Source organism: Kibdelosporangium aridum (assembly GCF_900176515.1).
GTDB classification, from domain to species: domain Bacteria; phylum Actinomycetota; class Actinomycetes; order Mycobacteriales; family Pseudonocardiaceae; genus Kibdelosporangium; species Kibdelosporangium aridum.
Genome location: NZ_FWXV01000010.1, coordinates 339,735 through 366,529, shown reverse-complemented (window position 1 = coordinate 366,529; position 26,795 = coordinate 339,735). Strand labels below are relative to the sequence as shown.

The 26,795-nt window shown below is 65.1% G+C and carries 20 protein-coding genes; 14 read left to right on the top strand and 6 right to left on the bottom strand.

Annotated features, from left to right (window positions below; genetic code table 11):
• Positions 1-283: 283 nt before the first annotated feature.
• Complete coding sequence (locus B9C43_RS42305; protein ID WP_143446971.1) at positions 284-1,258, top strand: ABC transporter substrate-binding protein; 975 nt, start codon at positions 284-286, stop codon at positions 1,256-1,258.
• Here B9C43_RS42305 and B9C43_RS42300 read toward each other — a convergent pair.
• Complete coding sequence (locus B9C43_RS42300) at positions 1,255-2,448, bottom strand: threonine synthase (RefSeq protein ID WP_084433027.1); 1,194 nt, start codon at positions 2,446-2,448, stop codon at positions 1,255-1,257. The two genes, B9C43_RS42305 and B9C43_RS42300, sit on opposite strands and share 4 nt — an antisense overlap.
• Before the next feature lie 129 nt (positions 2,449-2,577).
• Between B9C43_RS42300 and B9C43_RS42295 the strand changes: the two genes are divergently transcribed.
• The 4 genes from B9C43_RS42295 to B9C43_RS42280 all read left to right on the top strand — a co-directional run bounded on the left by B9C43_RS42295 (position 2,578) and on the right by B9C43_RS42280 (position 6,508).
• Positions 2,578-4,968 (top strand): glycoside hydrolase family 95 protein, encoded by a 2,391-nt coding sequence (locus B9C43_RS42295; RefSeq protein ID WP_235039168.1) that lies wholly within the window; start codon positions 2,578-2,580, stop codon positions 4,966-4,968.
• Between the two features lie 172 nt (positions 4,969-5,140).
• Positions 5,141-5,653: a lytic polysaccharide monooxygenase auxiliary activity family 9 protein gene (locus B9C43_RS42290; RefSeq protein ID WP_033380668.1), complete on the top strand. Its 513-nt coding sequence runs from the start codon at positions 5,141-5,143 to the stop codon at positions 5,651-5,653.
• Between the two features lie 122 nt (positions 5,654-5,775).
• A complete protein-coding gene (locus tag B9C43_RS57070) occupies positions 5,776-5,916 on the top strand; it encodes a hypothetical protein (protein WP_160097076.1) in 141 nt (46 codons plus the stop codon).
• A gap of 151 nt (positions 5,917-6,067) precedes the next feature.
• A complete protein-coding gene (locus B9C43_RS42280) occupies positions 6,068-6,508 on the top strand; it encodes a hypothetical protein (protein ID WP_033380671.1) in 441 nt (146 codons plus the stop codon).
• 3 nt (positions 6,509-6,511) lie between these two features.
• Here B9C43_RS42280 and B9C43_RS42275 read toward each other — a convergent pair whose 3' ends face one another.
• Positions 6,512-7,246, bottom strand: coding sequence for a GNAT family N-acetyltransferase (locus B9C43_RS42275; protein WP_084433025.1), 735 nt, complete (start codon positions 7,244-7,246; stop codon positions 6,512-6,514).
• Between the two features lie 155 nt (positions 7,247-7,401).
• On the opposite strand from B9C43_RS42275, the gene B9C43_RS42270 reads away from it, so the two are divergent.
• The 3 genes from B9C43_RS42270 (at position 7,402) to htpG (ending at position 12,429) form a co-directional block, all read left to right on the top strand.
• Positions 7,402-8,922 carry a tannase/feruloyl esterase family alpha/beta hydrolase gene (locus tag B9C43_RS42270; protein WP_143446970.1) on the top strand — a complete coding sequence of 507 codons (1,521 nt, stop codon included), beginning with the start codon at positions 7,402-7,404 and terminating at the stop codon, positions 8,920-8,922.
• 39 nt (positions 8,923-8,961) lie between these two features.
• Positions 8,962-10,482, top strand: a complete 1,521-nt coding sequence (locus tag B9C43_RS42265) for a tannase/feruloyl esterase family alpha/beta hydrolase (RefSeq protein WP_084433024.1) — start codon at positions 8,962-8,964, stop codon at positions 10,480-10,482.
• A gap of 69 nt (positions 10,483-10,551) precedes the next feature.
• A complete protein-coding gene (gene htpG, locus B9C43_RS42260) occupies positions 10,552-12,429 on the top strand; it encodes a molecular chaperone HtpG (RefSeq protein WP_143446969.1) in 1,878 nt (625 codons plus the stop codon).
• 41 nt (positions 12,430-12,470) lie between these two features.
• On the opposite strand, the gene B9C43_RS42255 is transcribed toward htpG, so the two are convergent.
• Entirely contained in the window at positions 12,471-13,451 is a 981-nt protein-coding gene (locus tag B9C43_RS42255) for an aldo/keto reductase (RefSeq protein WP_200825933.1), read from the bottom strand.
• A gap of 134 nt (positions 13,452-13,585) precedes the next feature.
• Here B9C43_RS42255 and B9C43_RS42250 point away from each other — a divergent pair, with 134 nt between their 5' ends.
• On the top strand, positions 13,586-15,334 hold the full coding sequence (locus B9C43_RS42250) for an alpha/beta hydrolase (RefSeq protein WP_200825932.1): 1,749 nt from the start codon (positions 13,586-13,588) through the stop codon (positions 15,332-15,334).
• A gap of 7 nt (positions 15,335-15,341) precedes the next feature.
• Here the strand turns inward: B9C43_RS42250 and B9C43_RS42245 are convergent, their stop codons facing one another.
• Together B9C43_RS42245 and B9C43_RS42240 are read right to left on the bottom strand one after the other, a co-directional pair.
• Positions 15,342-16,214, bottom strand: a complete 873-nt coding sequence (locus B9C43_RS42245) for an SAM-dependent methyltransferase (protein ID WP_143446968.1) — start codon at positions 16,212-16,214, stop codon at positions 15,342-15,344.
• 94 nt (positions 16,215-16,308) lie between these two features.
• Positions 16,309-16,797 carry a DUF2165 domain-containing protein gene (locus tag B9C43_RS42240; RefSeq protein WP_084433021.1) on the bottom strand — a complete coding sequence of 163 codons (489 nt, stop codon included), beginning with the start codon at positions 16,795-16,797 and terminating at the stop codon, positions 16,309-16,311.
• 174 nt (positions 16,798-16,971) lie between these two features.
• Here B9C43_RS42240 and B9C43_RS42235 point away from each other — a divergent pair, with 174 nt between their 5' ends.
• Positions 16,972-17,799, top strand: coding sequence for a phosphatidylinositol-specific phospholipase C/glycerophosphodiester phosphodiesterase family protein (locus tag B9C43_RS42235; protein WP_084433020.1), 828 nt, complete (start codon positions 16,972-16,974; stop codon positions 17,797-17,799).
• A gap of 221 nt (positions 17,800-18,020) precedes the next feature.
• Here B9C43_RS42235 and B9C43_RS42230 read toward each other — a convergent pair whose 3' ends face one another.
• Positions 18,021-18,422, bottom strand: coding sequence for a hypothetical protein (locus B9C43_RS42230; RefSeq protein ID WP_033380900.1), 402 nt, complete (start codon positions 18,420-18,422; stop codon positions 18,021-18,023).
• A 220-nt stretch (positions 18,423-18,642) separates the two neighbouring features.
• Here B9C43_RS42230 and B9C43_RS42225 point away from each other — a divergent pair, with 220 nt between their 5' ends.
• Genes B9C43_RS42225 through B9C43_RS42210 form a run of 4 tightly spaced genes read left to right on the top strand, consistent with a single transcriptional unit; the run spans position 18,643 to position 26,680 of the window.
• The gene (locus B9C43_RS42225; RefSeq protein ID WP_160097074.1) at positions 18,643-19,113 is read left to right on the top strand and encodes a sigma factor-like helix-turn-helix DNA-binding protein; all 471 of its coding nucleotides are present in this window, start codon (positions 18,643-18,645) and stop codon (positions 19,111-19,113) included.
• A 59-nt stretch (positions 19,114-19,172) separates the two neighbouring features.
• On the top strand, positions 19,173-19,763 hold the full coding sequence (locus B9C43_RS42220) for an OB-fold-containig protein (RefSeq protein ID WP_084433018.1): 591 nt from the start codon (positions 19,173-19,175) through the stop codon (positions 19,761-19,763).
• 3 nt (positions 19,764-19,766) lie between these two features.
• Complete coding sequence (locus B9C43_RS42215) at positions 19,767-21,836, top strand: SPFH domain-containing protein (protein WP_084433017.1); 2,070 nt, start codon at positions 19,767-19,769, stop codon at positions 21,834-21,836.
• Positions 21,833-26,680, top strand: a complete 4,848-nt coding sequence (locus tag B9C43_RS42210) for a DNA repair ATPase (RefSeq protein ID WP_084433016.1) — start codon at positions 21,833-21,835, stop codon at positions 26,678-26,680. The genes B9C43_RS42215 and B9C43_RS42210 overlap by 4 nt, the downstream gene beginning before the upstream one ends.
• Positions 26,681-26,795: the final 115 nt, after the last annotated feature.

Here is a 26,795-nt window from a genome sequence, read left to right as displayed (position 1 = left end):
AGGGCTCGCGGAGCTGGATCGACCGGGAGGTGCCGATGACGGAACCCGGCTATCGGTATCAAGATGGTCGTACTGTCCCTCGTGGACGATTGCGAGCTAGAATAGATTAGAGCTCAACAACAATTGCCGGGATCATGGGCTGAATTCTTGACTCGAGTCTCCTCTAGCGACTGTCGGCATTGGACATATAAGTTGCTTGGCGCTCATGACAGGCATATGTCGCCGGTAGTCGGGAGAATCCTCGAAAATGCCCTGTGCACAAGTCTTCAGACGAACTCGTTCGATGCTCGCGCTGTCGATCTCGGCGCTCACGCTGGCCGCCGTGTCCGGGTGCGGGCTGCTTTCCGGTGGGAGTTCCGAGGGGACTCCGGTCACGCCTGGCCCGCTGGAACGCACCAAGGTGACGGTCGGCGTGCTGCCGATCGTGGATGCCGCCGCCGTCCACATGGCGATCAAGAAGGGCTATTTCAAGGTCGAAGGACTCGATGTCGACCTCAAGAACCTGGCGGGCGGGGCGGCCGCGATTCCGGGGATGGCCAACGGTGAACTGCAGTTCGCCTTCGGCAACTATGTTTCGTTCTTCGCGGCGCAGTCGAAGAAAATTCTCGACATCACGCTGGTCGCCGACGGCTATCAGGCACGTCCACACGTGTTCATGATCGTGGCCGCGCGCGGGTCCGGGATCGCCAAACCGCAGGACCTGGCGGGCAAGAAGATCGCCATCAACACCAAGAACAACATCGTCGAACTGACCACCCGGGCCACGCTCGAGGCGGCCGGCGTCGACATGAAGACGGTGACTTTCGTCGAGGTGCCTTTCCCCGACATGCGGGCAGGCTTGGAACGCAAGAACTTCGACGCCGCCTTCATGGTCGAGCCGTTCATCACCCAGGCCGAACGCCTCGCCGGGGTGACCGCGGTGGTCGACCCGGCGAGCGGCGCCACCAACGAGATCCCGATCGCGGGCTGGGCCGCCAGTGCCGAGTTCACCAAGGAGAACCCCAGGACCGTCGCGGCGTTCCAGCGCGCGATCACCAAAGGACAGCGTGACTGCGCGAACCGGACCGACGTCGAGGATCTCGTCACGGCGTACGCCAACGTCGAGAGGCAGACGGCCAGCCTGCTGCATCTCGGCACGTGGCCGCTGACACTCGAACCGGCTCGCCTGCAGCGGGTGGCGGACCTGATGAAGACCTACGGCGTGCTCACCGGCCCGCTCGACGTCAAAGCGATGATCTACGCCGCACCGAGCAGCTAGATCGAGTCACCTGGGTTGAGGACTGGAACATCGACGTCAACTGGGTACTTCGCGCCCGCGCCGGTGTTCAGCACGACAACTTCGTCAGATTGCTTGATCCAGCCGGATGTCCGGAGGCTGCGGACCGCTGCGAGGGTGGCCGCGCCTTCCGGGCAGATGAACGCGCCTTCGAGCTGTGCGCACAATGCTTGTGTGGCAAGGGTGTCCGAATCGTCGACCGCGACAGCTGTGCCGTTCGTGGCGTAAAGGGCTTCGAGGATCAGGAAATCTCCGAGTGGTTTGGGCACGGTGATGCCGAACGCGACTGTCTTGGGATCCGGCCATGGTTCGCTGACCTTGGCGCCCGCGTTGAAAGCCTGGACGATCGGGGCACAGCCGGAGGACTGGACGGCGACAAGCCGGGGCAGCGGGCCGGTCAGCCAGCCGAGTTCGAGCATTTCCAGCAGAGCCTTGTAGATGCCGATCAGGCCGACGCCGCCACCGGTCGGGTAGACGATCACGTCGGGGCTGCGCCAGCCGAGTTGCTCGACGATCTCGTACCCCATCGTCTTCTTGCCTTCGATGCGGTACGGCTCCTTCAGCGTCGACGCGTCGAACAAAGCGCCGCCGGAGCGTGCGATCAACGCGCCGATCATCTGGCCGCAGTCGCCGATGTGGCCGCGAACCAGGTACAGCTGGGCCCCGGTGATCGCCGATTCGGTCCGGTTGATCAGCGGTGCCGACTCCGGCATCGCGACCACGCTGCGCATTCCGGCCCTGGCGCCGTACGCGGTCCATGCGGCGCTGGCGTTTCCATTGCTGGGCATGGCGAACGCCTTGACGCCGAGCTCCGCCGCGCGCGAGACGCCGACCGCCGCGCCGCGTGCCTTGAACGATCCGGTCGGGATCAGGCCGTCATCCTTCATCAACAAACCCGGGACGCCCAGTTGCTTGCCCAACGCGGGCAGCGGCAGCAGGGGAGTCATGCCCTCGCCCATGCTGATCACGCGTTCACGTACAGGAAGTACTTCGTGGTAACGCCACAAAGTGGGTTCCCGCTGCGCGATGTCACTCGGATCGACGCTGACCGAGCCGAGGTCGTAGCGGGCCAGCAGCGGTGAGCCGCAGGTGCAGAGGTTGTTGATCTCGTCGGCGTCGTACCGGTTGCCGCAGCGTGCGCAGTCCAAATGCGACAGATGACTGAAGGCCATGATCCTCATTGTTGTTGGACGATCGTCGAATTACCAGAGAGGTCCGAGCTCTCTCTAGTAATTCTGGACATCGTGTGGGTAAAGTGCGACACACCTCCGATGTATCGAGCGAACTGGCGGGAGCTCGGCATGAGACGACGTAGTCTTGTGGTACTGGCCGCGATCTTGATGACCGTCCCGGTGCCGGTCGCCGAGGCGAATACCGGCCGCGACATGGTGCTGTGGTACGACGAACCGGCGCCGGACACCAATCAGGGCTGGGAAACGCGGTCGCTGCCGATCGGCAACGGTGCCTTGGGTGCCACGATCTTCGGTGGTGTGCAGGGCGAGCGCCTTCAGTTCAACGAGAAGACCCTGTGGACCGGCGGTCCGGGTGTCTCGGACTACAACTTCGGCAACTGGTCGGAGCCTCGTCCGGGCGCGCTCGAGGCGATCCGGCAGCGGGTCATCACAGAAGGCCAGGTCAAGCCGGAGGACGTGCTGGCGTCGCTCGGGCTGAAGTCCGACACGCCGCGGCACCGGCGGTTCGGCGCGTACCAGAGCTTCGGCGACCTGCGCCTGGCGTTCCCGCACACCGAGTTCACCGACTACCGGCGTGAGCTGGACATTTCCCGTGGCGTGGCCAAGGTGTCCTACCGGTCCGGCGGCGTGCGCTACACCCGTGAGTACTTCGCCACGGCTGCGGACGACGTGGTCGTCGCCAGGATCAGCGCCGATCAGCCGGGCAAGGTCACCATGGACACGCGGATCCAGGTCCCGGCCAACCGGACGAGCACGGCGACAGCGGGCAAAGGCCGCATCACCGTCGCCGGAGCCCTGGCCAGCAACGGACTGCGCTACGAAACGCAAGCGCAGGTGAACAACCACGGCGGCACTCGGACCGACAACGCGGACGGTTCGGTGTCCGTAGCCGGAGCGAACGAGGTCACGCTTGTCCTTGCGGCAGGCACGGACTACGCCAACGACTACCCGAAGTATCGCGGCGAAGATCCGCACAAGCGGGTGACACAGACGGTGAATGCCGCGCAGCGACGCAGTTTCGGGATCTTGCAGTATCGGCACATCGCTGATTACCGGGAACTCTTCGGCCGCGTGTCGCTGAACCTCGGCGGGCGCATGCCGGACGTCCCGACCGATGACGTGCTGGCCGCGTACGGCAAGGACACCGCCGCCGACCGAGCGCTTGAGCAGCTGTTCTTCGCTTACGGCCGTTACCTGTTGATCGCCTCGTCCCGGCCGGGCTCGTTGCCCGCGAACCTGCAGGGTGTCTGGAACGTGCTGGAGGCGCCACCGTGGCAGGCGGACTACCACTTGAACATCAACATCCAGATGAACTACTTCCCGGCCGACACAACGAATCTCGCCGAAACCGCCGAGCCGTTCGCGGCTTACGTCGACTCCTTGCGGGAGCCCGGCCGGGTCACCGCGCGCGAGATGTACGGCGTGAAGCAAGGCTGGGTGGCCCATCACGCCTCGAACATCTACGGCTGGACCGGCGCGTGGGACCACCCCGCGTACTTCTTCCCGGAATCCGGTGCGTGGCTGTCCGAACAGCTCTACGACCACTATCGGTTCACTTTGGACAAACAGTACCTCGCCAGGCAGGCGTACCCGGTGATGAAGGAGACCGCTCAGTTATGGCTGGAATTCCTGCAGACCGACCCGCGGGACGGCAAGCTGGTCGCGTTGCCGAGCCGCTCGCCGGAGATCGGCCCGCACACCGCGGGTGCCTCGATGTCCCAGCAGATCCTCTGGCTGCTGTTCACCGATGTCCGCCAGGCGGCTGAAACGCTGGGAGACAAGGACTTCGCGGCCAAGGCGAGCGAGGTCCTCGGCAAGCTCGACCCGGGACTGCGCGTCGGCAAATGGGGCCAGCTGCAGGAATGGAAAGCCGATATCGACGACCCGAACGAAACCCACCGGCACGTCTCGCACATGTTCGCGTTGCACCCGGGAAAGCAGATCTCGCCCCGCACGACCCCGGAACTCGCGGAGGCGGCGAAGGTTTCGCTGAACGCGCGGACCGATGCCGGAACGGGCTGGAGCAAGGCGTGGAAAATCAACTTCTGGGCCCGATTGCTGGACGGCGATCGAGCGCACAAGTTGCTCGCCGACCAGTTGAAGACGAGCACACTGCCGAATCTGTGGGACACCCATCCGCCGTTCCAGATCGACGGAAACTTCGGCGCGACCGCCGGGATGACCGAAATGCTGCTGCAAAGCCATCTGGGTGTCGTGGACGTACTGCCCGCACTACCGGCCGGCTGGTCGGACGGGCAGGTCGACGGGCTGCGGGCCAGGGGAGACGTGACGGTCGGCGTCACGTGGAAGTCCGGCGTGCCCAGTCAGATCCGGCTGGAAACCGGAAATGGCGGCGCTGTCAAGCTCCGCAGTTCAATGTTCCGCAATGCAGTGCACGTCTTCTCGGAAGGCAGGCTCGTGCCGCACACTACGGACGGTGATGTGCTGAATTTCGCCACTCGGAACGGCGGCGAATACGTGATCGTCCCGGCGCGCTGACAACCCCTGGTAGCTGGGGAAATTCGACATCTCTTGACCGATTCGTCGGACGTTAGTATGGTCTAGACCACAAAACCCCTGCAGGTCTTGTGTTTGGTATCGGCCCCCAGCTTCAGGGGGCCGGTCGGCGCGCGACACCGGACCGCAGCTCGTCGTGAAGAGGAGCTGAAACATGAAGCGCAAGTTCATCGCGGCCGCGATCGGTGTACTCATCGCCCCCTTGCTCACTGTGGTCCTGCCCGCGGGAACCGCCAGTGCGCACGGATGGATCACCAGTCCTGCCAGCCGTCAGCAGCAGTGCCGGGCCGGCACGGTGGCGTGTGGCGAGATCAAGTACGAGCCACAGAGCGTGGAAGGCCCCAAGGGCCTGCGGAACTGTCACGGCAACGTGGCCAGGTTCGCCGAGCTGAACAACGACGGCAAGGGCTGGCAGGTCCAGAACGTCAGCCGGACGCAGCCGTTCTCGTGGCAGATCACGGCTCGCCACCGCACCAGCACGTGGGAGTACTACATCGGCGGCACCCGTGTGGCGTCGTTCAACCAGGGTGGCCAGCAGCCGCCCGCGACCTTCACGCACAACGTGAACTTCGGAAGTTTCACTGGCAGGCACAAGATGCTGGCCATCTGGAACGTCGCGGACACCGCGAACGCGTTCTACGTGTGTGTCGACGTGAACATCAGGTAAGCACGACGGTTGCGGCCCGGTGGCGAGCGTAGGCCACCGGGCCGTTTTCCTTGTCTGCTGAGGACTTCGGCTGCGTGGTCCGGTTGGTTGTCCGGTTTGTCAGTGACAGCAAACGATCCCGCGTGAGCGGGAAACGTGTTTGTGTCCGTGGCAACGGTCAAACCGACCGCTACGCCCAGTTCGCCAGCCAGATCGACGACATCTTCGCGGAAGCCGCGGCCCGCCTCGGCGGTGGAGTCCCGGCATGTCAGGTACGTCCATGACAGCGCCTGCCGCGCTGTGGTCAACGATGTGGTGATCGCCCGGTCCTCAATGGGATCAATGGACTCGATCGCCGGCGCGATTTAGGAGCTCCGGAAAACCAGATCGACTCGCCAACCAGATCTGGCGGATGCCTGGTTAGTATCCGGTCGCATGAGTGCCCCTGCGTTAGTCGCCATCGACCACGACGACTACCACGCCGAACACGTCGGCCGGACTTCGGACGGCAGGCAGTTCTTCCTCACCACGCCGTTCGAACCTGGGCTCGGGCAGGAGGGCAACGAGTTCGTTGCCCTCTTCCTGTTCGACGCGGCAGGCAACTTCCTCGAGGCGAAGATCGACGAGTTCGGCCCACGCGCGAGCATCGACCCCGAACGGCGCAAAGCCGTGTACGAACAGCGGTTGCGGGAACTGGGCGCGGTCACGTTCACCCGGATCGAAGTGGCTCCGTTCGAAGTCGAGAAGTTCGGCACGACTTTCGGCCTCATCGCCCGCCCAGGTGATGACGAGGACGATTCGTGGTGGGTCGAACTGCATCCAGGCAACTACATGGCCTTCACCGAACCGTGGGACAGCGGCGAATACGACACCTAAGCCCTACATTGGGTGCTCCATCCACACGTTCGGCTCGACGTAGACGCCGTAGTCCCGCTCGGCCGATGCGATGATCGGCGCGATGCCGCCGGGGAACAGGTTGTCGCCGTCGACCAGGTCGATGCCCGCCCATTCCCACCAGTCCGCGAACGAACCCGAGATGGTCACCGCGAACGGGCAGATCTTGACCATCTTGGCGCCCAGGCGTTCGTGGGTGCGCAGCCAGCGGTCGGCGAACAGGCCGTCGGGGCGACGGCGGTTGACGTACTCCGCCATCGGCGTTTTCGGTTCGTCTTCCTTGCCGATCGGCCGGACCGACACGATCAAGCGGGACAGGCCGGTCTCCTGCGCGCGGGCTTTCAACGCCTTGAGCATCTCCGATGACAGGTGCCTGCCGCGGTGCTTCGGGTCGATCACGACTTCCAGTGCGCACAGGGCATTGGGCGCACGACCGTCCATTTTGTCCTGGGCGGCCCACTGGATCGCCTCGTCCCAGCCGTGGTCCGGCAGTTCGGTACGGTCGTCGGCCGGGAAGGCGAGCGGGACCGAGAGGGTACGGGCGATCGGGACGTCGTCCTCCAGTGCGATCAGGAAGTACCGGCCCCAGTGCCGCAGGAACCGCTCGACGGTGATGATCTTTCCGCTCATCCCGGCGTAGATGAACTGGCCACCGACGTCGCCGAGATCGAGGGCGGCGTCGGCCAGGTCGGGGCGCGACGCGAGATCAACGATGTGCATAGCGTCAGCTAAGCGAAACGATCACTGTCCGGATACCGTCATCCGGGGGATGTCGATCATTACCGTGCGTGCAGGCGATAGCTGGGGCTGAAGTGGATAGTCTCGGGCCGGAGTTTCTCCTATGGTGCGGTGAACACTTTGACCTGGGGAGAATCATGAGACGACTGCTCGGCGCCTTAGTGGCGCTCGTATCCGCGACCGTCATGGTCAGCACGCCTGCTGCCGCGTCCGCGGCGCCGAACTGCGCCGTGGGCAAACTCAACGTGCCAGGCACCGAGGTCCTGTCGATCACGGCCGGTGAGAAGCCCGGCGGGACCGTCGAATATCCGCCTGGGCTGCCGATCCCGCCGGTGACCAACGTTCCGCGGTACTGCGCTGTGACCGTGACGCTGACTCACCCTGGCGTGGGCGACAAGGTCACGGTGAAGGTATGGCTGCCGGTATCCGGCTGGACCGGGAGGTTCCAGGGTGTCGGTGGCGGCGGCTACTCCATGACCGGATGGGACGCGAGCCTGGCTGAGGCGGTCAAGCTCGGCTATGCGGCCGCGACGACCGACGGCGGAGTCGGCTCTGACATGTCGAGTCCGGCCGCGTGGGCGCTGGATGAGCACGGCAACGTGAACACCGAGCTGTTGACGAACTTCGCGTCGAGGTCGCTGCACGACATGGCTGTCGCCGGAAAGGCCGTGACCGCGCAGTACTACGGAAGCCCAGCGAAGTATTCGTACTGGAACGGCTGCTCCCAAGGCGGACGGCAAGGGGTGATGAACGCCCAGCGTTACCCGGACGACTACGACGGCATCAACGCCATGGCGCCCGCGATCAACTGGAACCGGTTCGCCGTCGGCGGGTTGTGGGCGCGGGTTGTGCAGAACGAGGAACGCAACCAGCTGACGGACTGCGAGCTCAACGCGTTCGAGACGGCCGCGATCGACGCGTGCGACAAGATCGACAATGTCGCCGACCGCGTGATCGACGACCCACGGAAGTGCCACTACAACCCGTACGACCTGGTCGGTACGAAGATCGTCTGCGAGGGCCAGGAAGTGACCATCTCGCGGGCCGACGCCGAGGTCATCCGCAAGATCTGGGAAGGCGCACGCGGCTGGTACGGCTTCAACAGGGGAACCGACCTCAGCGTGGTCGGCGGACCGACGGGGTTCGACCTGAGCGCGCACTGGGTGCGGTACTTCATCGAACAGAACCCGCAGTATGACGTGACCAAGATGTCGTACGCCGACTACTACAAGGCCTTCATCGAAGCCCGGGTGCGCTACGACAAGCTGATCGGCACCGAGGATGCCAACCTGTCGGCGTTCCGGAGGTCAGGCGGCAAGATGATCACTTGGCACGGCACGGATGACGCTGTCATCCAGTACCAGGGCACGGTCGAGTACCGCGAGCGCGTCGGCCGCCGGATGGGCGACGTGAACGACTTCTACCGCGTGTTCCTCGCGCCCGGAGTGGATCACTGCGCCGGTGGTGTGGGTGCGGTCCCGATCGATCCGCTCGGCGCGGTCGTCGACTGGGTCGAGAAGGGCAAGGCCCCGCAGACGCTGCCCGCCCGGACCATGGACGGTTCGGCCACGCGGAACCTCTGCCTGTACCCGTTGGTGTCGAAGTACGTCGGCGGTGACCCCAACTCGGCGAACAGCTTCACCTGCCGCAGGGGCTGAGTAAGGTCCGTTGAGTCACATACAGAACTGGGGAGCGTGATGAGACGACTTTGTGGCGCCTTGGTGGCGCTTGTTTCCGCGACCGTGATGGTCAGTACGCCTGTTTCCGCGTCCGCCGCGCAGAAGTGCGCCGTGGGCAAGCTCTCGGTGCCTGGCGCCGAGGTCGTGTCGGTCACCGCGGCCGAGCAACCCGGCGGGACCGTCGAATGGCCTCCGGGGTATCCGATCCCGCCGGTCACCGACGTCCCGCCGTACTGCGCTGTGACGGTGACGCTCACGCATCCAGGCGTGGGTGACAAGGTCGCGGTCAAGGTGTGGCTGCCGTTGTCCGGGTGGACCGGCCGGTTCCAGGGCCTTGGCGGCGGTGGTTACTCGATGGGTGGCTGGGACGCCGACATGGCCACCCAGGTCAAACTCGGCTACGCGGTCGCGACGACCGACGGCGGCGTCGAGGCCAATCCGATGAGCCCGGCCAGCTGGGCGCTGGACGAGAACGGCAACGTCAACAAGGAGCTGTTGACGAACTTCGCGTCACGGTCCCTGCATGACATGGCCGTCGTCGGAAAGGCCGTCACCAACCAGTACTACGGTCGCGCGCCGAAGTACTCGTACTGGAACGGCTGCTCGACCGGCGGGCGCCAGGGCATGGAGAACGCCCAGAGCTTCCCGGACGACTACGACGGCATCAACGCGGCCGCGCCCGCGATCAACTGGGACCGGTTCATCGTCGCGAACCTGTGGGCGCAGGTCGTGCAGAACGAGGAGCGCAACCGGCTGACCTCGTGCGAGCTCGACGCGTTCGAGAAGGCCGCGGTCGACGCGTGCGACAAGATCGACGGCGTGGCCGACCGGGTGATCAACGACCCGAGGACCTGCCGCTACAACCCGGCAGACCTGGTCGGCACGAAGATCGTCTGCGAGGGCCAGGAAGTGACCATCTCGCCGGCCGATGCCGAGGTCGTCCGCAAGATCTGGGACGGGCCACGCGGCTGGTTCGGCTTCAACAAGGGCGCGGACCTCGAGTGGACCGCCGGGCCGGTGCCGTTCGAGATCAGTGCGACCTGGGTGCAGTACTTCATCAAGCAGAACCCGCGGTTCGACGTGACGAAGATGTCCTACGCCGAGTACTACCGGACCTTCGTGGCCTCGCAGGTGCGGTACAACTCGATCATCGGCGCCGATGATCCCGACCTGTCGGCGTTCCGCAAGTCAGGCGGCAAGATCGTCACCTGGCACGGTACCGACGACGCGCTGATCCCGTACCAGGGCACCGTCGACTACCGGGAGCGCGTCGCTCGCCGGACGGGCAACGTCAACGACTTCTACCGCGTGTTCCTCGCCCCCGGCGCCGACCACTGCTTCGGCGGTCCGGGCGCGGTGCCGATCGACCCGCTCGCCGCGGTCGTCGACTGGGTCGAGAAGGGCAAGGCCCCGCAGACGCTGCCCGCGCGGACGGCCGACGGAACGGCGAGCCGCAACCTGTGCTTGTATCCGTTGGTGCCGAAGTACATCGGCGGCGATCCCAATTCGGCTGACAGTTTCACCTGTCGCAAAGCCTGATACGACCAGGTCCCGCTGCCCGGGACGCCCAGCGTTCCGGGCAGCGCGGGCGCACGAGATAATGGGGGAGTGGACACCCAGATGGAAACGCTCGAGTTCCAGGCCGAGGCACGCCAGCTGCTGCAGTTGATGGTCCATTCGATCTACTCGAACAAGGACATCTTCCTGCGTGAGCTGATCTCCAACGCCTCGGACGCGCTCGACAAGGTCAGGCTGGCCGCGTTCAAGGACAAAGATCTGCAAGCGGACACCGATGATCTGCGTATCGAGCTCGAAGCGGACAAGGACCAGCGCACGCTCACCATTCGCGACAACGGGATCGGGATGTCCCGAGCCGAGGTCGTCGACCTGATCGGCACGATCGCGAAATCTGGGACCGCGGAACTGCTGCGCAAACTCAAGGAGTCGAAGGAGAATTCGGCCGACCTGATCGGCCAGTTCGGTGTCGGTTTCTACTCCAGCTTCATGGTCGCCGACAAGGTCACGCTCGTGACCAGGAAAGCAGGCGAGACCGAGGGCACCAAGTGGGAGTCCGAGGGCGAGGGCACGTACACCATCGAAGCACTCGACGACGCCCCCCAGGGCACCTCGGTGATCCTGCACCTGAAGCCGGAGGACAAAGAGGACCACCTTTTCGACTACACGGCCGAGTTCAAGCTCAGGGAGATCGTCCGGCGTTATTCGGACTTCATCACCTGGCCGGTCCGGCTCAAGGTCGAAAAGACCGCCGACGGCGAGACCACGACCGAATTCGAGACGATCAACTCGATGAAGGCGCTCTGGGCGCGCTCGAAGGACGAGGCGACCGAGGACGAGTTCAAAGAGTTCTACCGGCACATCAGCCACGACTGGACCGATCCGCTCGAGATCATCCAGATGCAGGCCGAAGGCACGTTCGAATACCAGGCACTGCTGTTCATCCCGTCGCGCGCGCCACTGGACCTGTTCATGCGGGAAAGCAAGCGCGGGCCCCAGTTGTACGTCAAGCGCGTGTTCATCATGGATGAATGCGAAGCGCTGATGCCGGAATACCTCCGGTTCATCAAAGGCGTTGTCGACGCCCAGGACCTGTCGCTGAATGTGTCGCGGGAAATCCTGCAGCAGGACCGGCAGATCCAGCTGATGCGCCGTCGCCTTGTGAAGAAGATCCTGTCGACCATCAAGGCTATGTCGTCCTCGGATGCGGAGAAGTACAAGACGTTCTGGCAGGAGTTCGGCGCGGCGGTCAAGGAAGGCCTGGTCAACGACTACGACAACCGCGACGCCATCCTGGAGATCTGCGCGTTCGCCTCGACGCACTCCGACGACGAGCTGACGTCGCTCAAGGACTACGTCTCGCGGATGAAGGAAGGTCAGGAGCACATCTACTACCTGACCGGTGCCTCGCGCACGATCATCGAGAACTCGCCGCACATGGAGGCCTTCAAGGCCAAGGACTACGAGGTGCTGATCCTCACCGACGCCGTCGACGAGATGTGGGTCAGCTCGGTGCCGGCGTTCGACGGAAAACAGTTCCAGTCCATCGCCAAGGGCCAGGTCGACCTGTCCGACGACGCCTCGACCGAAGAGAAGACCAAGGACTTCGCAGACCTGCTGTCCTGGATGACGGAAACGTTGAAGGACAACATCAAAGAGGTCCGGCTGTCCTCGCGCCTGACGACATCACCGGCGTGCATCGTGGGCGACGCGAACGACGTCACGCCGACACTGGAGAAGATGTACCGCGCGATGGGCCAGGAACTCCCGCCGATCAAGCGAATCCTCGAACTCAACCCGGACCACGCGCTGGTCACCAGCCTGCGCAAGGCCCACGAAGAGAACAAGGAAGGCGCGGCCGAAACCGCGGAACTGCTGTACGGCATCGCCCTGCTGGCCGAAGGCGGCGAACTCGCCGACGCCCCGCGGTTCACCCGCCTGCTGGCCGACCGCCTGGCCCAAGCCCTATAAGACAGTGGAGGGGCTGCCGCCGCCGGCAGCCCCTCCAGGGCTCACCACTTGTCGTGGACCAGAGCCCGGATCCGTTTGTCGTACAGGTCCTCAATAGCCGCAAGGGTTTCCACGGACAACGGCGCCACGTCAGCCGCAGCCGAGTTGGCCTGGGCCTGCTCGATGTTCCGGGCGCCCGGAATCACTGTGCTCACCCCGGGCTGCTGCACGATCCACCGCAGAGCCAACTGAGCCGGAGTCACACCAGCCGGAGCGAGAGCCGAGAACTCCTGCGCGGCCTGCAAGCCGGTCTCGTAGTCCACGCCCGAGAACGTCTCGCCGACGTCGAAAGCCTCACCGTGCCGGTTGTAGTTGCGGTGGTCGTTCTCCGGGAACGTCGTGTCGGCGCGGTACCGCCCGGACAACAAGCCCGACGCCAGCGGAACCCGGGCGATGATCCCGACCCCGGCAGCGGCCGCCGCGGGCAGGACCTCCTCCAAGGGCTTGCGGCGGAAGGCATTCAAGATGATCTGGATGGTCGCCACACCAGGCCGCGCGATCGCCGCGAGAGCCTCGGCGCACGTCTCCACGCTCACGCCGTAAGCGGCGATCCGCTGTTCGGCGACCAGGGTGTCGAGGGCGTCGAAGACCTCGTCCGACGCGATCACCGATGGCGGTGGGCAGTGCAGCTGGACCAGGTCCAGTACGTCCATGCCGAGGTTCTTGCGTGACCTGTCCGTCCAGGCGCGGAAATTGGACAGCGTGTAGTTGCCCAGTTCCTGTGCCATCCGGCGGCCCATCTTGGTCGCCACGAACGGCCGGTCCGCCCGGCCTGCGATGTACTTGGCGATGATCTGTTCGCTGCGGCCGTCGCCGTAGACGTCCGCGGTGTCCAGGAAGGTCACGCCGGACGACACCGCCGCGTCGAGCACGGCCAGCGCGTCGGACTCGCTGACTTCACCCCAGTCCGCGCCGAGTTGCCATGTGCCGAGGCCGATCACCGAGACGTCGCGGCCGAGCCTGCCGATAGTGCGTTTCTCCACTCCTCGATCCTTCCATCGCGCAAGGGCGCGCGCGAAATTAAGACATGTGGCCCTGCCGCGTTCGCTGTCAGTGAGATAGGGACTACCGCATGGCCCCATTACGTGTCTTAGTGACCACTATGGCGTGTACCGCCATGGCACTTACGGTGCTCGCCACGCCGAGCGCAGCCCTGCCGGACCGACCGCCTGCCGAGCCGAAGAACCCGGTCATCCCGCAGCGGTACCTCGACCAGCCGATCCAGTGGGCGCCTTGTTCCTTCGACGAACGGATCAAGCGGGCTAACCCACAGGCGCCGACGACCAACTGCGCCACGGTCAAAGTGCCGATGGACTGGCACAACCCGGACGCACACCCGGACATCACGGTGGCGATCGCGCACAGCAAGGCCACTGGCCCGGTTCGCGGCTTGCTGACGTCCAACCCGGGCGGCCCTGGGGGCGCCGGGCTGGAGTTGACCTCGAACCTCGCGCTGTCCCGGCCGCAGATGTTCCAGGACTTCGACCTGCTGGCGTTCGACCCGCGTGGCTTCGGCAAGAGTGAGGCCCTGCGGTGCCTGACCACACAGGAGGAACTGGACGCGCTGCCCACCACTCCTGACTACCGCGTCCGCAACGAACAGACGCACCGCACCGAGATCGCCGAGGCGCAGCTGCAGGCCAAGGCCTGTGCGGCCACGGAGTTTGGGCGGTTCGTCAGCAGCCAGCAGACCGTGTACGACATGGACTTCCTGCGTGCCCTGCTCGGTCACAGGCTGTTGAACTTCATCGGATACAGCTACGGAACGTGGCTGGGCGGCTGGTACGCCGACACGTACCCGCAGCGCGTCGGCCGGTTCGTGCTGGACTCCAACATGGACTGGACGCACACGCAGTGGGACAACGTCAACTTCGACCCGTGGTCCTACCAGCGCCGGTTCGACACGCAGTTCAAGCCGTGGATCGCGCGGCACGCCGACCAGATCACCGGAAGCCTGGGCACCAGCGCCCATCAGGTGCAGCGGACGTACGACAGCATCCGCGGCAGGATCGCTGAGCTGTACAAGGCCGGGCTCACCAAGGTTCGCCCACACGACCTGGACTTCAACGTGCTCGGCGTGATCGGCAACAACCGCCGGTTCATCCGCGCGTTGATCGACATCCTCGTACACGACGAGCTGGGCAAGGCGCCCGCCGCCACGGTCCAGGTGGCCCACGTGGAACGCGCATGGGGCCGGCTCGCTCCGGCACTGCAGGCGTACGACACCCTCGCGGACATCAAGACGCGGTATGACGTCGACGCGACCGCTGCGGCTGATGGAGTCGTGAACATCGGCGCCATTTCCACGACCGTGCGCTGCAACGACACCGCGTGGAACAAGGACCCGAGGTACTACACCCGTGAAGCCGATCGGATGACCAGGCAGAACCCGTGGGCCGGTTACCTCAACGGTGTGCCGATGTGCGCGTTCTGGCCGTACCCGCCGCAGGACCGCAACCTGGACCTGAAGGGCGCGCCGCGGATGCTGTTGGTGCACAGCGAGATCGACCCGCAGACCGCGTATGAAGGTGCCTGGCGGACGTACAAGGACATCGCGCACGCTGCGCGCCTCGTCTCGGTCGACGACGAGGGCAAGCACGGGCAGTACATCAGCGGCCCGTCCACGTGCGTGCAGCAGTTCGGTGACAGGTTCCTGTTCAACGGGGAACTGCCTGGGCGCAACGAGATCTGTGGCACCGCGCCGCTCCCCGAGGACGGCTCGGTCTACGAGGTCAAGGGCCCGCTCGACGGCAAGGCGGTTCCGTTGCCGCGCAGCCTGCTGAGCTCGGCCGCGGAGCCGAACCCGGCACTGCAGGAGATCTTCGACCGGACTGTCGAGCTGCCGGTGAAGGCTCTCAACCGATAGGTGTTCGCTAGGCCGGGGCCTCGGTAACGGGGCCCCGGACCCGTCCCATGCCGCCGATGCCGAGCAGTCGTGCCTCGCTGTCGTTGTCGGACTCCAAGGAGCCGTCCGGCCGCCATTCCGGCAGGATCGTGATCCCGGGTTCCAGCAAGTCCATCCCGGTGAACCAGGACCGCAGGTCGTCCACTGTCCAGGGGTGGATCTGTTCGCTGGCGTCGTTGTACACCGCGATCAGGTCGAGAATTTGCTTGTGTGTCATCGGATCATGTTCGGCCACGATCTGCGTCGTGATCACTGAGATGGGCAGCAGGCTGCCCGGCACGCACGCGTCACGATAGGTCGCCACCAGTCCTGCTGGGTCGTATTCTTCGCCGACGTACAACAGGATCCCGACCATCAGCAGGCCCACCGGCCGCGTGAAATCCAGCAGGGAACGGACTTCCGGCGCGTGCAGCACGGTCTGCGGATCACGGATGTCCGCGTGCAGGATCCCGGCGTTTTCGTTGCCTTTCAACAGCTTTCGTGCGTGTGTTACGGCAGTCGCGTCGTAGTCCACGTACATCACGCGACCGTCGGGGTTGCTTCGCTGCACGATCTCGTGCACGTTGCCCACAGTGGGAATGCCCGAACCGAGGTCGAGGAACTGGTCGATTCCCTCGTCCAGGCAGACGTTCACGACCCGCCGCAGCCAGGATCGGTTCAACCGCGCCAAAGACGGCGTGCACGGCAGCACGGTCTTGGCGCGTTCCGCCAGTTCGCGGTCGGCGGTGAAGTTCATCGCACCGCCGAGGTAGTAGTCGTACATCCGGGACGCGTTGGGCATCTCGCTGTCGTACGAGCGTGGACCGATCGGCTGTAAAGGGGGCGGCGTCGCGCGCGTCATCAGCACAGCATCCACTTGGCCCGCAAGACAATCAAGCGGGCCTACATGGTTCTGTTGTTGGCCACCAAGCGAAATGCGCAGGCGGGCGGCTAAGTCACGGCTGCGAACGTTCAGGCAACCGGGTGAGGATCAGGCCGGCCGAGGCGATCAGGAAGTTGAACGTCGCGGGCTGCAGGCCGTTCCACTGCTGTGACTGCCACATCGCGAACCACTCACCGCCGATCGCGATGAAACCCGCGCCGAACAACACCATCATCATCAGGAATCCGACTGTGCCGTAGGAACGGGCACGATCGTTGTTCCGGACCCCCAGCACGAACCCGATGCCCAGCACGATCGCGGTGAGCGCCTCCCAGATGATGATCGCGATGTACGCGATCAGCGCGACCGTCGGGTTCGTGATCGCACGCCACATCGTGTTGTCGGACTTGAACGTGGTGTCCATCGCCAGCACGTGCTCGACGAATGCCCGGTTGGTCGGGAAGTCGAACACGTTGTTGAAGACGACAAGTCCCATGTAGAGGGTGGCGATGCCGGTGGCAACGGCGATGGCCGTGCGCAGGCTGCCGAGCCGCGTGATCATGCGCGCGACTGTAACAGAGCGACTACTGTCAGCTCACGCCTTTTGTGAAAAGTCGACACAACGGCCACGTCAACAGTAAGTGAAACACCGTTCCAATCGTGCTGGAACCGGTCGGGGCTGAGTATTACGCCGGAGTTCACGTACAAGCGGTTCATCCACGCCTAGGGTGACCGCATGCGGGTACTGACAGTGGTTCTGAGCGTTTTCGCGCTGGTTTTCGGTGCGTCGGCGGTTGCATCGGCGACCCAGGTGCGCCCGCTGCCCCAGGCGCACGCGCACAACGACTACGAGCACACGCGACCCCTGCTCGACGCGCTCGATCACGGGTTCACGAGCGTGGAAGCGGACATCTACCTGGTCGACGGCCAGCTCCTGGTGGGGCACGACCCGGAGGACCTGACTCCGGAGCGCACCTTGCAATCGCTCTACCTCGAGCCGTTGCACAAGCGCGTACTTGCCAACCACGGCAAGGTCTACCGGGGCAAGCCGGTCGCGTTCCAGCTGCTGATCGACATCAAGACGAACGGGGTGGCCGCGTACACGCAGCTGGACAAGGTGCTGCGGCAGTACCCGTTCCTGTTCACCAGGTATGTCAACGGGTTCGTGCTTCCAGGGCCGGTGACCGCGGTGATTTCGGGCGATCGGCCCCGTTCCTTGATGGAGTCCCAGCGGCACAGGGTTGCCTTCTACGACGGCCGCATCGTCGATTCGACGGACCTTGGCCCGGGATCGGATGCGCGGCTGACGCCTCTGGTGTCAGACAACTGGACCAAGCTGTTCACGTGGACGGGTGTCGGCGAGTTCCCTGCGGCTGAACGGGATCGGTTGCGGCAGATCGTTTCCACGGCGCACAAGGCCGGGCAACGGGTCCGCTTCTGGGCGACCCCGGACGTGCCGGGCGCCGCACGGGACGCGATCTGGACCGAGCTGCGCAAGGCGGGCGTCGACCACATCAACACGGACGATCTGGCTGGGCTGCAGGCTTTCCTCACCCGCCGCTGACGGACATCGCTGGATTCGGGCGGCCACCGGCCCCCGAATCCAGCCTATCCGGTACCCCTGACATCCCGGCCGCGCGGAAGATCCACACCACCAACCTGTCCACAGCTGCCGAGTTGTCCACATCGCGCACGACTCAACCACTGCCGACCAAGCCCCACCGATGGACTGGACCAGGGACGCCTCCCCGGGAGCGGTGGGGATGTTTTTAGGGCGGGCGTGGGTCAGGGCTTGTAGCAGCTGGTGAAGCCCGCGGGTTTCTGGCTCGAGTCGGCCAGCAGTGTCTCCACTTGTTGCTTGCGCAGGTTCTCCGGGTAGCCGGGCCACTCCGGTTCCTGGCCGTTGACGTGCAACTCGTCCAGCCAGTAGCCCGACTGGCCGGAGACCTTCTCGAACTCGAGGTCGCAGCCCTTCACGCGGACGACCGCCTCAAGCACCTTGGTGCTCGACTTGACCGTCTTCGTGCCGACCTTCTTGGTCTTCTTCTCCGTCTCGGTGGTCGGCTGCACCGTGCCGAACCCCGCGGCTTTGAGCTCGTCGGCGAACTTCGACTCGCTGCTCGAGCACGCCATCAACACGCTTGCGCTGGTCATGCCGACCACTGCGAGTGCGATCTTGTTCCTCACAGCCGTGAGCCAAGCGCAGAGATCAATCGGGTAACGGCGATTCCGGCTAATAGTTATCCGGCCGTTAGGGTGATCGTTGCGCCGAGTGGAGTATTACCGACACGTCTCGAAATCGGCTTGCCACACAGGGTATTTCTTCTGGAAAACCCGCGAAGTCGCGTAAGCCATGGCGTTTCCGTCAGTCATCACTGTGACTGGTCACACCATCCGGGGAGACGCCATGGGTCTCGGGGACATCGTTGTGTCGACGATCAAACCTGTCGTGGTGCGGTACTGCCGCGCCCGGATCGGCAGGCGGGACGGTTCGTTCGCCGTGGCGGATCTGGTTGCCAAAGAGACATTGCACGCTGTTCTGCGGTCACTGACCGCTGAGCGGGAGCCCTTGCTGGCAATCACTTACCGGATGGCCGTGAAAAACGTGACCAGAGAACTGAAGGGCGAGCCGGGCTGTGCTGACTCGGCACTCAACGTTTCCGTCCTGCCCGATGGTGAACGGGAGATCCTCATCCTGCGCGCGATGTGCGGCCTCACCGCCGAACAGACCGCCGAGGCGATCGGCAGTACCCCCGCGGATGTCCGAATAGCCCAACATCGGGCATTGGAAAAGCTCCGTAAAAGCTCCCAACTGGACGGACGTGTGACACGATTCGGTCACGGGGCCACGATGGAAACGCTCAGTGAGCGCTGCTGAGTTATAGTCGCCCGGCCGGGCCAAGGGGAGGTACCGGATTTCGGCGTCTAGGGGGCGGGGTGGCCGAGTTCTTCCAGGCAACACTGGCTTTCCCGGCTGTGCTGTTCACTTTTCTGCTGATCGTCTGCGTCGGTTACTGGCTGTTGACTTTGTTCGGTGCCATCGACGTCGACGAGGACGCGGGTGATCTGCTCGGCGCACTGGGCTTCGGCGGCGTGCCGCTGACCATCGTGCTGACGCTGACGATCGTCGTCGCCTGGTTCCTCAGTCTTGTCGGCACGGTCCTGTTGGCCGGAACGGCAACGGGCGTGCGGATCACGTTCGGGGTGCTCGTTCTCCTCGCCGCGATCGTCCTGGCGCTCTTGGTGACGAGACTTCTCGTGACACCACTGCGCAAGGTGTTCCACTCCGGACCGGCCGCCTCGCGCGCCGACTTCATCGGCCGCACATGCGTGATCCGGACCAGCACTGTGGCAACCGATTTCGGCCAGGCCGAAGTCCACGCCGAGGACGGGTCCTCGGCCGTCGTCCAAGTCCGCCAGACCGGAACGGACGACCTGCGCGCCGGGCAGACGGCGCTGATCTACGACTACGACACCGATGGCGAGTTCTTTTGGGTCGCCCCGGTCGAGACTCATCTGAAGGACTGAGGAATGGACGCTATCGGAATCGGGGCCGGCGTGCTGATCGGCGTCATCCTGCTGGTCATCCTGATCATCGTCTTCGTCGTCAGCAGGCTGTTCCGCAAGATCGAACAGGGCAAGGCGCTGATCATCTCGAAGGTGCGCAACGTGCACGTCACCTTCACCGGTGCGATCGTCCTGCCGGTGCTGCACCGCGCGGAGGTCATGGACATCTCGGTGAAGACCATCGAGATCAACCGGGCCGGCCAGGAAGGCCTGATCTGCAAGGACAACATCCGCGCCGACGTCAGGATCACGTTCTTCGTGCGGGTCAACAAGACCGCCGAGGACGTCATCAAGGTCGCCCAGGCCATCGGAACCGCCCGCGCCAGCGACGAGGCCACGCTGCAGGCGTTGTTCAACGCGAAGTTCTCCGAGGCGCTCAAGACCGTCGGCAAGCAGCTGGACTTCGTCGACCTGTACACCAAGCGCGACGAGTTCCGTGACCAGATCATCCGGGTGATCGGCACCGACCTGAACGGCTACAGCCTCGAGGACGCCGCGATCGACTTCCTCGAGCAGACCCCGATGAGCCACCTCGACCCGGCGAACATCCTTGACGCGCAGGGTATCCGCAAGATCACCGAGCTGACCGCGATCGAGCACGTGCGGACCAACGAATACCAGCGCAACGAGGAGAAGGAGATCACGCGGCAGAATGTCGACGCCCGTGAGCAGATCCTCGAGCTGGAGCGCCGCCAGGCCGACGCGGAGGTCAAGCAGCGCCGCGAGGTCGAGACGATGAAGGCCCGCGAGGAAGCCGAGATCGCCAAGGTCCAGGCCGAGGAACGGCTCAAGGCGCACACCGCGAACATTCGCACCGAAGAGCAGCTGGGCATCCAGGACCAGAACCGGGCCCGTGAGATCGCTGTCGCGGAGAAGAACAGGGAACGGGTCATCGCGATCGAGACCGAGCGGATCGAGAAGGACCGCCAGCTCGAGGTGATCGCTCGCGAGCGGGAGACCGAGCTGTCCCGGATCAGCAAGGACAAGGAGCTCGAAGGCGAGAAGCGCGCGATCGCCGAGGTGGTCCGCGAGCGGATCGCGGTGGACAAGACGGTCGCCGAGCAGGAAGAGACGATCAAGCGGCTGCGTGCGGTCGAAGAGGCCGAGCGGATGCGCCAGGCGCTGGTCATCCAGGCCGAGGCCGAGGCGCAGGAGAAGCTGGTCAAGGACATCAAGGCAGCCGAAGCCGCCGAGCAGGCCGCGAAGTTCGAGGCACGCCGCGAGCTCGCGCTGGCCGAGGCCCGCCAGCAGGCCGCGGAACTGGACACCCGCGCCAAGATCCGCCTCGCCGAAGGCACGCAGGCCCAGGCTGCCGCGGAAGGCCTGGCCAACGCCCAGGTCAGGGAACGCGACGCGGCCGCCATCGAGAAGGTCGGCCGCGCGGAGGCCGTGGTCGAGCGTGAGAAGGCCCTCGCACGCGCGGAGGCCGCCGAGAAGATCGGCATGGCCGAGGTGGGCGTGGAGCGTGAGAAGGCCGTCACGATCGCGGAAGCGTTGCGCGAGAAGCTGAAGGGCGAGGCGGAGGGCCTCACCGAGAAGGCCGCCGCGCTGGCCGCGATGAACGACGCGACCCGCGAGCACGAGGAATTCCGGCTGCGGCTGGAGATGGAGAAGGACATCCGGCTGGCCGGGCTGGACGCGCAGCGCGACGTCGCCGCGTCGCAAGCATCGGTCATCGCCGCGGGCTTGGAGAAAGCCGACATCGACATCGTCGGCGGCGAGTCGATGTTCTTCGACCGCTTGGTCGGTGCGGTCACGATGGGCAAGAGCGTCGACGGGTTCGTCGAGCACTCGAACACCGCGCAGGCGTTGGTCAAGCCGTGGCTCAACGGCGAGCAGAGCTTCACCGAGGACATCAGCCGCATGCTCGGCGGCGTGAGCACCGCCGACGTGCAGAACCTGACCGTGTCGGCGTTGCTGCTCAAGCTGATCGGCTCGGGCGGCAAGGAATCCGCCAAGCTGCAGGAGTTGCTGGACACCGCGAACCGGCTCGGGATCGGTGAGCACTCCGTGGCGGGCCTGCTGCCCCGATGACCGCCACGGCTGTGTCCCTCGACGAGGGCACGTACGAGCTGCTGAGGGCGCGGTTGGCGGAACACGCCGCCGCGCTCGCGGCCCGTGCCGAGCAGCTGAACACCAAGCGCCTCGACGTCTTCGGCGGCACCGAGCTCCGGCTGATCGGCACCGAACGGATCCGTACCGCGAACAACTGCGTGCCCCGCGACGTCGTGTCCGTCAACGGCTCGATGTTGTTCGGATACAACGTGTTCATCGGGTTGCGGCCGGAGACCGAGGTCAAGGACGTCTTCTCGGTGCACTCGTTCACCAGGGACGGCGACGCGTTCCGATTCGACGACGCCAGCGTCAGCGGCCTGCTCGACGACCAGCAGTTCGTGCACGACTTCGTCGAGCTGTACCGGTACTACAAGGAAACCCGGCTGCTGCAGCTGCGGCGGGTCGAAGGCAAGCTGCTGGCGATCTTCCAGACTGGTGCCAACGCCGCCGACATCAAGGTGATGCGGTGGAAACTGGCCACTGACGGCACGGTGTCCTATGAGGATAACCGGGGTGAGCGGGACCATGTCTTCCCGCCCTCGCACGACTTCGAGTGGATCGAGACCACGCGGGACGACCACGTCCTTGGCAGGCACCCGCACATCTCGATCCAGAACGAGGTGTTCATCGAGTCGGTCGGCGGCGACCTGACCATCAAGCTGGAGAACAACACCGAGACCGGCGAGGGCATCTACTCCGAGCCGGTCACCGAAGCGCTGCAGAGCCTGGCCGACGCTGACGTCCAGTACGCCCGCGTCGGCGCGCTGATCCTGCTGAAGATCCGGCCGTACAAGGAAACTGACTGGCGGTACCTGGTCTTCAACACGCAGACCAAAGGCGTGACCCGGCTGGACGGCATCGGCCAGGCGTGCCAGCGGCTTCCCGAAGACCAGGGCATCATCTTCCCTGGCGGTTACTACCTCACGACCGGTGTCGCGAAGACGTTCGACACGGATGTCACCGACCTCGAGTTCGAGCGGGTGATCCGCTCGACCAACGGCGAAGACGTGTTGTACGTCTTCCATGCCCGCGCTGAAGGCCGATCACTGCTGTTGCCGTACAACGTGATCCGCAAGGAAGTCGGCACACCGATCCCGTGCCACGGGTATTCGCTGTTCGATGACGGCACGCTCGTGGTGTTCCGCGCGGTGTCCGACGAGCCGACCCGCGTGCATCCGATGCAGGTCTGGCAGACGCCGTACTTGTCCGACACGTATGCGGCAGCTCAGGAGACCGGCGACGGCCCGCTGGGGCGTGTCGGGAACGCCGACCTGGTCAGGGGAATCTCGGACTGCCTGTCGGTGTCCAGGATGGTCGGCGAGATGGCACCGTCCACAGAGGTCTTCGAGGCGCTGATCGCCGCGTGCGACCGGGCCTTCGACCACTACCACTGGCTCGGCGAGCAGGACCTGTGCGATCTGCGCACCCCATTGGCCGAGGTCCGCGCCACGGCCGAGCAGGTGCTCGACGAGTTCGAAGGCGTGCAGGCGCTGACGAACCAGGCCGCGACGGCGTTGGCGAAGTCCGATGAGGACATCGCCTCGCTCGTGCGCAAGGTCCGCGGCGAAGCGCCGAAGTCGGCCGATGCCTGGGTGACGCAGCTGGCCGAGCTGCGCAAAGCACAAGGCCACCTGATCACGTTGAAGGAGATGCGGTACATCGACACCGCCCGCATCGACTCGCTGAACGACCTGCTGAGCAAGGAACTTGACACCGCGGCCCAGCGGGCGGTCGAGTTCCTCAGCGGGGACAACGCTTTCGCCGGGTATCACGAGGAAGTCGAGCGGCTGGTCGCCGACGGTGCGGCCATCAAGACCGTCGCCGAGGCCGCACCGGTGCAGGAAAGGCTGACTGACCAAGCCGCAGGCCTCGAGTTGCTGACCCAGGTGGTCAGCTCACTCGACATCGCCGACGCGACCGTCCGGACCGGGATTCTGTCGCGCGTCGGCGAGGTTCTCGGCGGGATCAACCGCGCCCGCGCCACTGTGGACGGACGCCGCCGTGAGCTCGCGGCCAGCGAAGGACGTGCCGAGTTCGCCGCCGAGTTCGCGTTGCTGGGCCAGGCGATCACGGGGGCGTTGGCGGTCGCGGACACGCCGCAGAAGTGCGACGAGGGCCTCGGCAGGCTGATGCTGCAGCTGGAGAACCTGGAGTCGAGGTTCGGCGAGTTCGACGACTTCATGGCTGAGCTCGGCGCCAAGCGCACCGACGTCTACGAAGCGTTTTCCGCCCGCAAACAGGCTTTGCTCGACGATCGGGCGCGGCGCGCGGACCGGTTGGCCGAGTCGGCGAACCGGATCCTGAGCAGCGTGCAGCGCCGGGCCGGGCAATTGGCGACGCTGGACGACGTCAACACGTACTTCGCCGGCGATCCGATGGTCGCCAAACTCCGTGCGGTCGCTGACGATTTGCGAGCACTCGGCGACCAGGTCCGTGCCGACGAACTCGACGGCCGGATCAAAGCCGCCCGCCAGGAGGCAGGCCGGTCGTTGCGCGACCGGCTCGACCTGTACGCCGACGGCGGCGAGACGATCAAGCTGGGCAGGCACGTGTTCGCGGTGAACACCCAAGCCATGGACCTGACCCTGGTGCCGTACGACGACGGCCTGGCGGTCGGCATCACCGGCACAGACTTCCGTGCCCCAGTTGTCGACGCCGAATTCGAGACGACCCGGCCGTTCTGGAACCAGCTGTTGGTGTCGGAGACGCCTGAGGTGTATCGCGGCGAATTCCTCGCCACAGTCGCGCTTCCCTCGGCGCCTTTGGACGAAGGCGCTGTGCTGGAACACGTGCGTAAGGTCGCGGAGACCCGGTACGACGAAGGCTACGAGCGTGGCGTGCATGACCACGACGCCGCCAAGATCCTTGAAGCGGTCATGCGTTTGCGCGCGGGCGCGGGAGTGCTGCGCTATCCGCCGCAGGCTCGTGCTGCAGCAACGATTTTCTGGGCGTTCGGTCCCGACGAGACCGCGAAGGCGGTCTGGTCCCGGCGGGCTGGGTCGTTGGCCCGGGCCCGTGCCGCGTTCGGGCACACTCCGGCGATCGACCAGCTCGCTGCCGAGTTGACCGATGAGATCACGGAGTTCCTGTCGGCCAACGGCTTGCAGGCCGACCCGCTGGCGGGCGAGTACCTGTTCGAGGAACTCTCCAGCGCGCCGTTCGGGTTCGTCACCAGTGCCGGTGCCCGGTCCCTTGTGGAGCGGTTCCGCCGGACGCTTGGCGCGCAAGCCAAGACTGCCAAGGAGCTCGACGACGACCTGCGGGCGATCGACGGTATCGCGGAGAAGTACCAGCTGATCTCGGCCTGGTTGACCGCGTTCCTTGCCAGCGTTGGGGAAACCAGCGCGGCTCTGCCCGAAGCCATCGCCCTTGAGCTCTGCCGTGACGTGCCACGCCATGATTCCTCGGCTTCGCTTGAGGCGACGGTGGAAGGGCTGCTGGGGACGCATCCCCGGATCGTGGACCGCAAGCTGACCGTCCGGCTCGACGAACAACTCGCCCGGATGCGCCGGTTCCACGACGAGCAGGTCCCGGCTTTCCGTGCGTACCAGAAGAAACGCGCCGAACTGGTCGAAACCGAGCGGCGGGCGCTCCGGTTCGAGGAATACCAGCCGAAGGTGATGAGCGCCTTCGTGCGCAACGGCTTGCTTGACGAGGTGTACCTGCCGCTGATCGGGGACAACCTCGCCAAGCAGCTCGGTACGGCGGGCGAGTCCAAGCGCACCGACCAGATGGGGCTGTTGCTGCTGATTTCCCCGCCCGGCTACGGCAAGACAACGTTGATGGAATACGTGGCCAACCGCCTCGGCCTGGTGTTCGTCAAGGTCAACGGGCCCGCACTCGGGCATTCGGTGACGTCGGTCGACCCCGACGAGGCGCCGAACGCGACGGCCCGCCAGGAGATCGAGAAGATCTCGTTCGCGTTGGAGATGGGCAGCAACGTTCTGCTCTACCTGGACGACATCCAGCACACGTCGCCTGAGCTGCTGCAGAAGTTCATTTCGCTCTGTGACGCGCAGCGCCGGATGGAAGGCGTGTGGAACGGCAAGACCAAGACGTACGACCTGCGCGGCAAGCGATTCGCGGTGTGCATGGCAGGCAACCCGTACACCGAGTCCGGCCAACGCTTCCGGATCCCGGACATGCTGGCCAACCGCGCGGACGTCTGGAACCTCGGTGACGTGCTGTCCGGCAAGGAAGACCTGTTCGCGCTGAGCTTCGTCGAGAACTCGTTGACCTCCAACGCCGTGCTGGCCCCGCTGTCCACACGCGACCGCTCGGATGTGCCGAAGCTGGTGCGGCTGGCGAAAGGTGACCCGACCGTCCGGCCCGACCAGCTGACGCACCCGTACTCGTCGGTCGAGCTCGACCAGGTGTTGTCGGTGCTGCGCAAGCTGTTGACTGTGCAGAAGGTCGTACTGGCCAACAACCAGGCGTACATCGCCTCGGCGGCGCAGTCGGACGCTTCGCGGACGGAGCCGCCGTTCCAGCTGCAGGGTTCGTACCGGAACATGAACAAGCTCGCGGAGAAGATCGTTCCGGCGATGAACGACGCGGAGCTGGCGGCCATGATCGACGACCACTACCTGGCCGAGGCGCAAACCTTGACCTCAGGCGCGGAAGCGAACCTGCTCAAGCTCGCCGAGCTGCGCGGAACGCTCACGCCCGAACAGGCCAAGCGATGGGCCGAGGTGAAGGCTGCCTATGTCCGCGAGCGCGCTCTTGGCGGGGACGACGAGGATCCGATGAGCCGCGCGGTGGGGGCGGTCGGCCTGCTCGCCGACCAGGTCGGCACGATCGCGTCCGCGATCCGCGGCGACTGACCCCGGAAAGATCTTCGACCGGCACGCCCCGGCAGGCGTGCACGTGCCTGGACATCCGGCCAGCCTCCACCGCACCGACAATTCCCCAGGGGGAACCCCTAAATTTCACAGTACC

Bases quoted from the DNA above. Each gene is read 5' to 3' on its own strand.
- B9C43_RS42250 (WP_200825932.1), top strand. From the start codon at position 13,586: ATGGCACTTACGGTGCTCGCCACGCCGAGCGCAGCCCTGCCGGACCGA.
- B9C43_RS42215 (WP_084433017.1), top strand. From the start codon at position 19,767: ATGGACGCTATCGGAATCGGGGCCGGCGTGCTGATCGGCGTCATCCTG.
- B9C43_RS42295 (WP_235039168.1), top strand. From the start codon at position 2,578: ATGAGACGACGTAGTCTTGTGGTACTGGCCGCGATCTTGATGACCGTC.
- B9C43_RS42275 (WP_084433025.1), bottom strand. From the start codon at position 7,246: ATGCACATCGTTGATCTCGCGTCGCGCCCCGACCTGGCCGACGCCGCC.
- B9C43_RS42245 (WP_143446968.1), bottom strand. From the start codon at position 16,214: ATGACGCGCGCGACGCCGCCCCCTTTACAGCCGATCGGTCCACGCTCG.
- B9C43_RS42300 (WP_084433027.1), bottom strand. From the start codon at position 2,448: ATGGCCTTCAGTCATCTGTCGCATTTGGACTGCGCACGCTGCGGCAAC.
- B9C43_RS42240 (WP_084433021.1), bottom strand. From the start codon at position 16,797: ATGATCACGCGGCTCGGCAGCCTGCGCACGGCCATCGCCGTTGCCACC.
- B9C43_RS42265 (WP_084433024.1), top strand. From the start codon at position 8,962: ATGAGACGACTTTGTGGCGCCTTGGTGGCGCTTGTTTCCGCGACCGTG.
- B9C43_RS42280 (WP_033380671.1), top strand. From the start codon at position 6,068: ATGAGTGCCCCTGCGTTAGTCGCCATCGACCACGACGACTACCACGCC.
- B9C43_RS42290 (WP_033380668.1), top strand. From the start codon at position 5,141: ATGAAGCGCAAGTTCATCGCGGCCGCGATCGGTGTACTCATCGCCCCC.
- B9C43_RS42305 (WP_143446971.1), top strand. From the start codon at position 284: ATGCTCGCGCTGTCGATCTCGGCGCTCACGCTGGCCGCCGTGTCCGGG.
- B9C43_RS42270 (WP_143446970.1), top strand. From the start codon at position 7,402: ATGAGACGACTGCTCGGCGCCTTAGTGGCGCTCGTATCCGCGACCGTC.
- B9C43_RS42225 (WP_160097074.1), top strand. From the start codon at position 18,643: ATGGGTCTCGGGGACATCGTTGTGTCGACGATCAAACCTGTCGTGGTG.
- B9C43_RS42210 (WP_084433016.1), top strand. From the start codon at position 21,833: ATGACCGCCACGGCTGTGTCCCTCGACGAGGGCACGTACGAGCTGCTG.
- B9C43_RS42235 (WP_084433020.1), top strand. From the start codon at position 16,972: ATGCGGGTACTGACAGTGGTTCTGAGCGTTTTCGCGCTGGTTTTCGGT.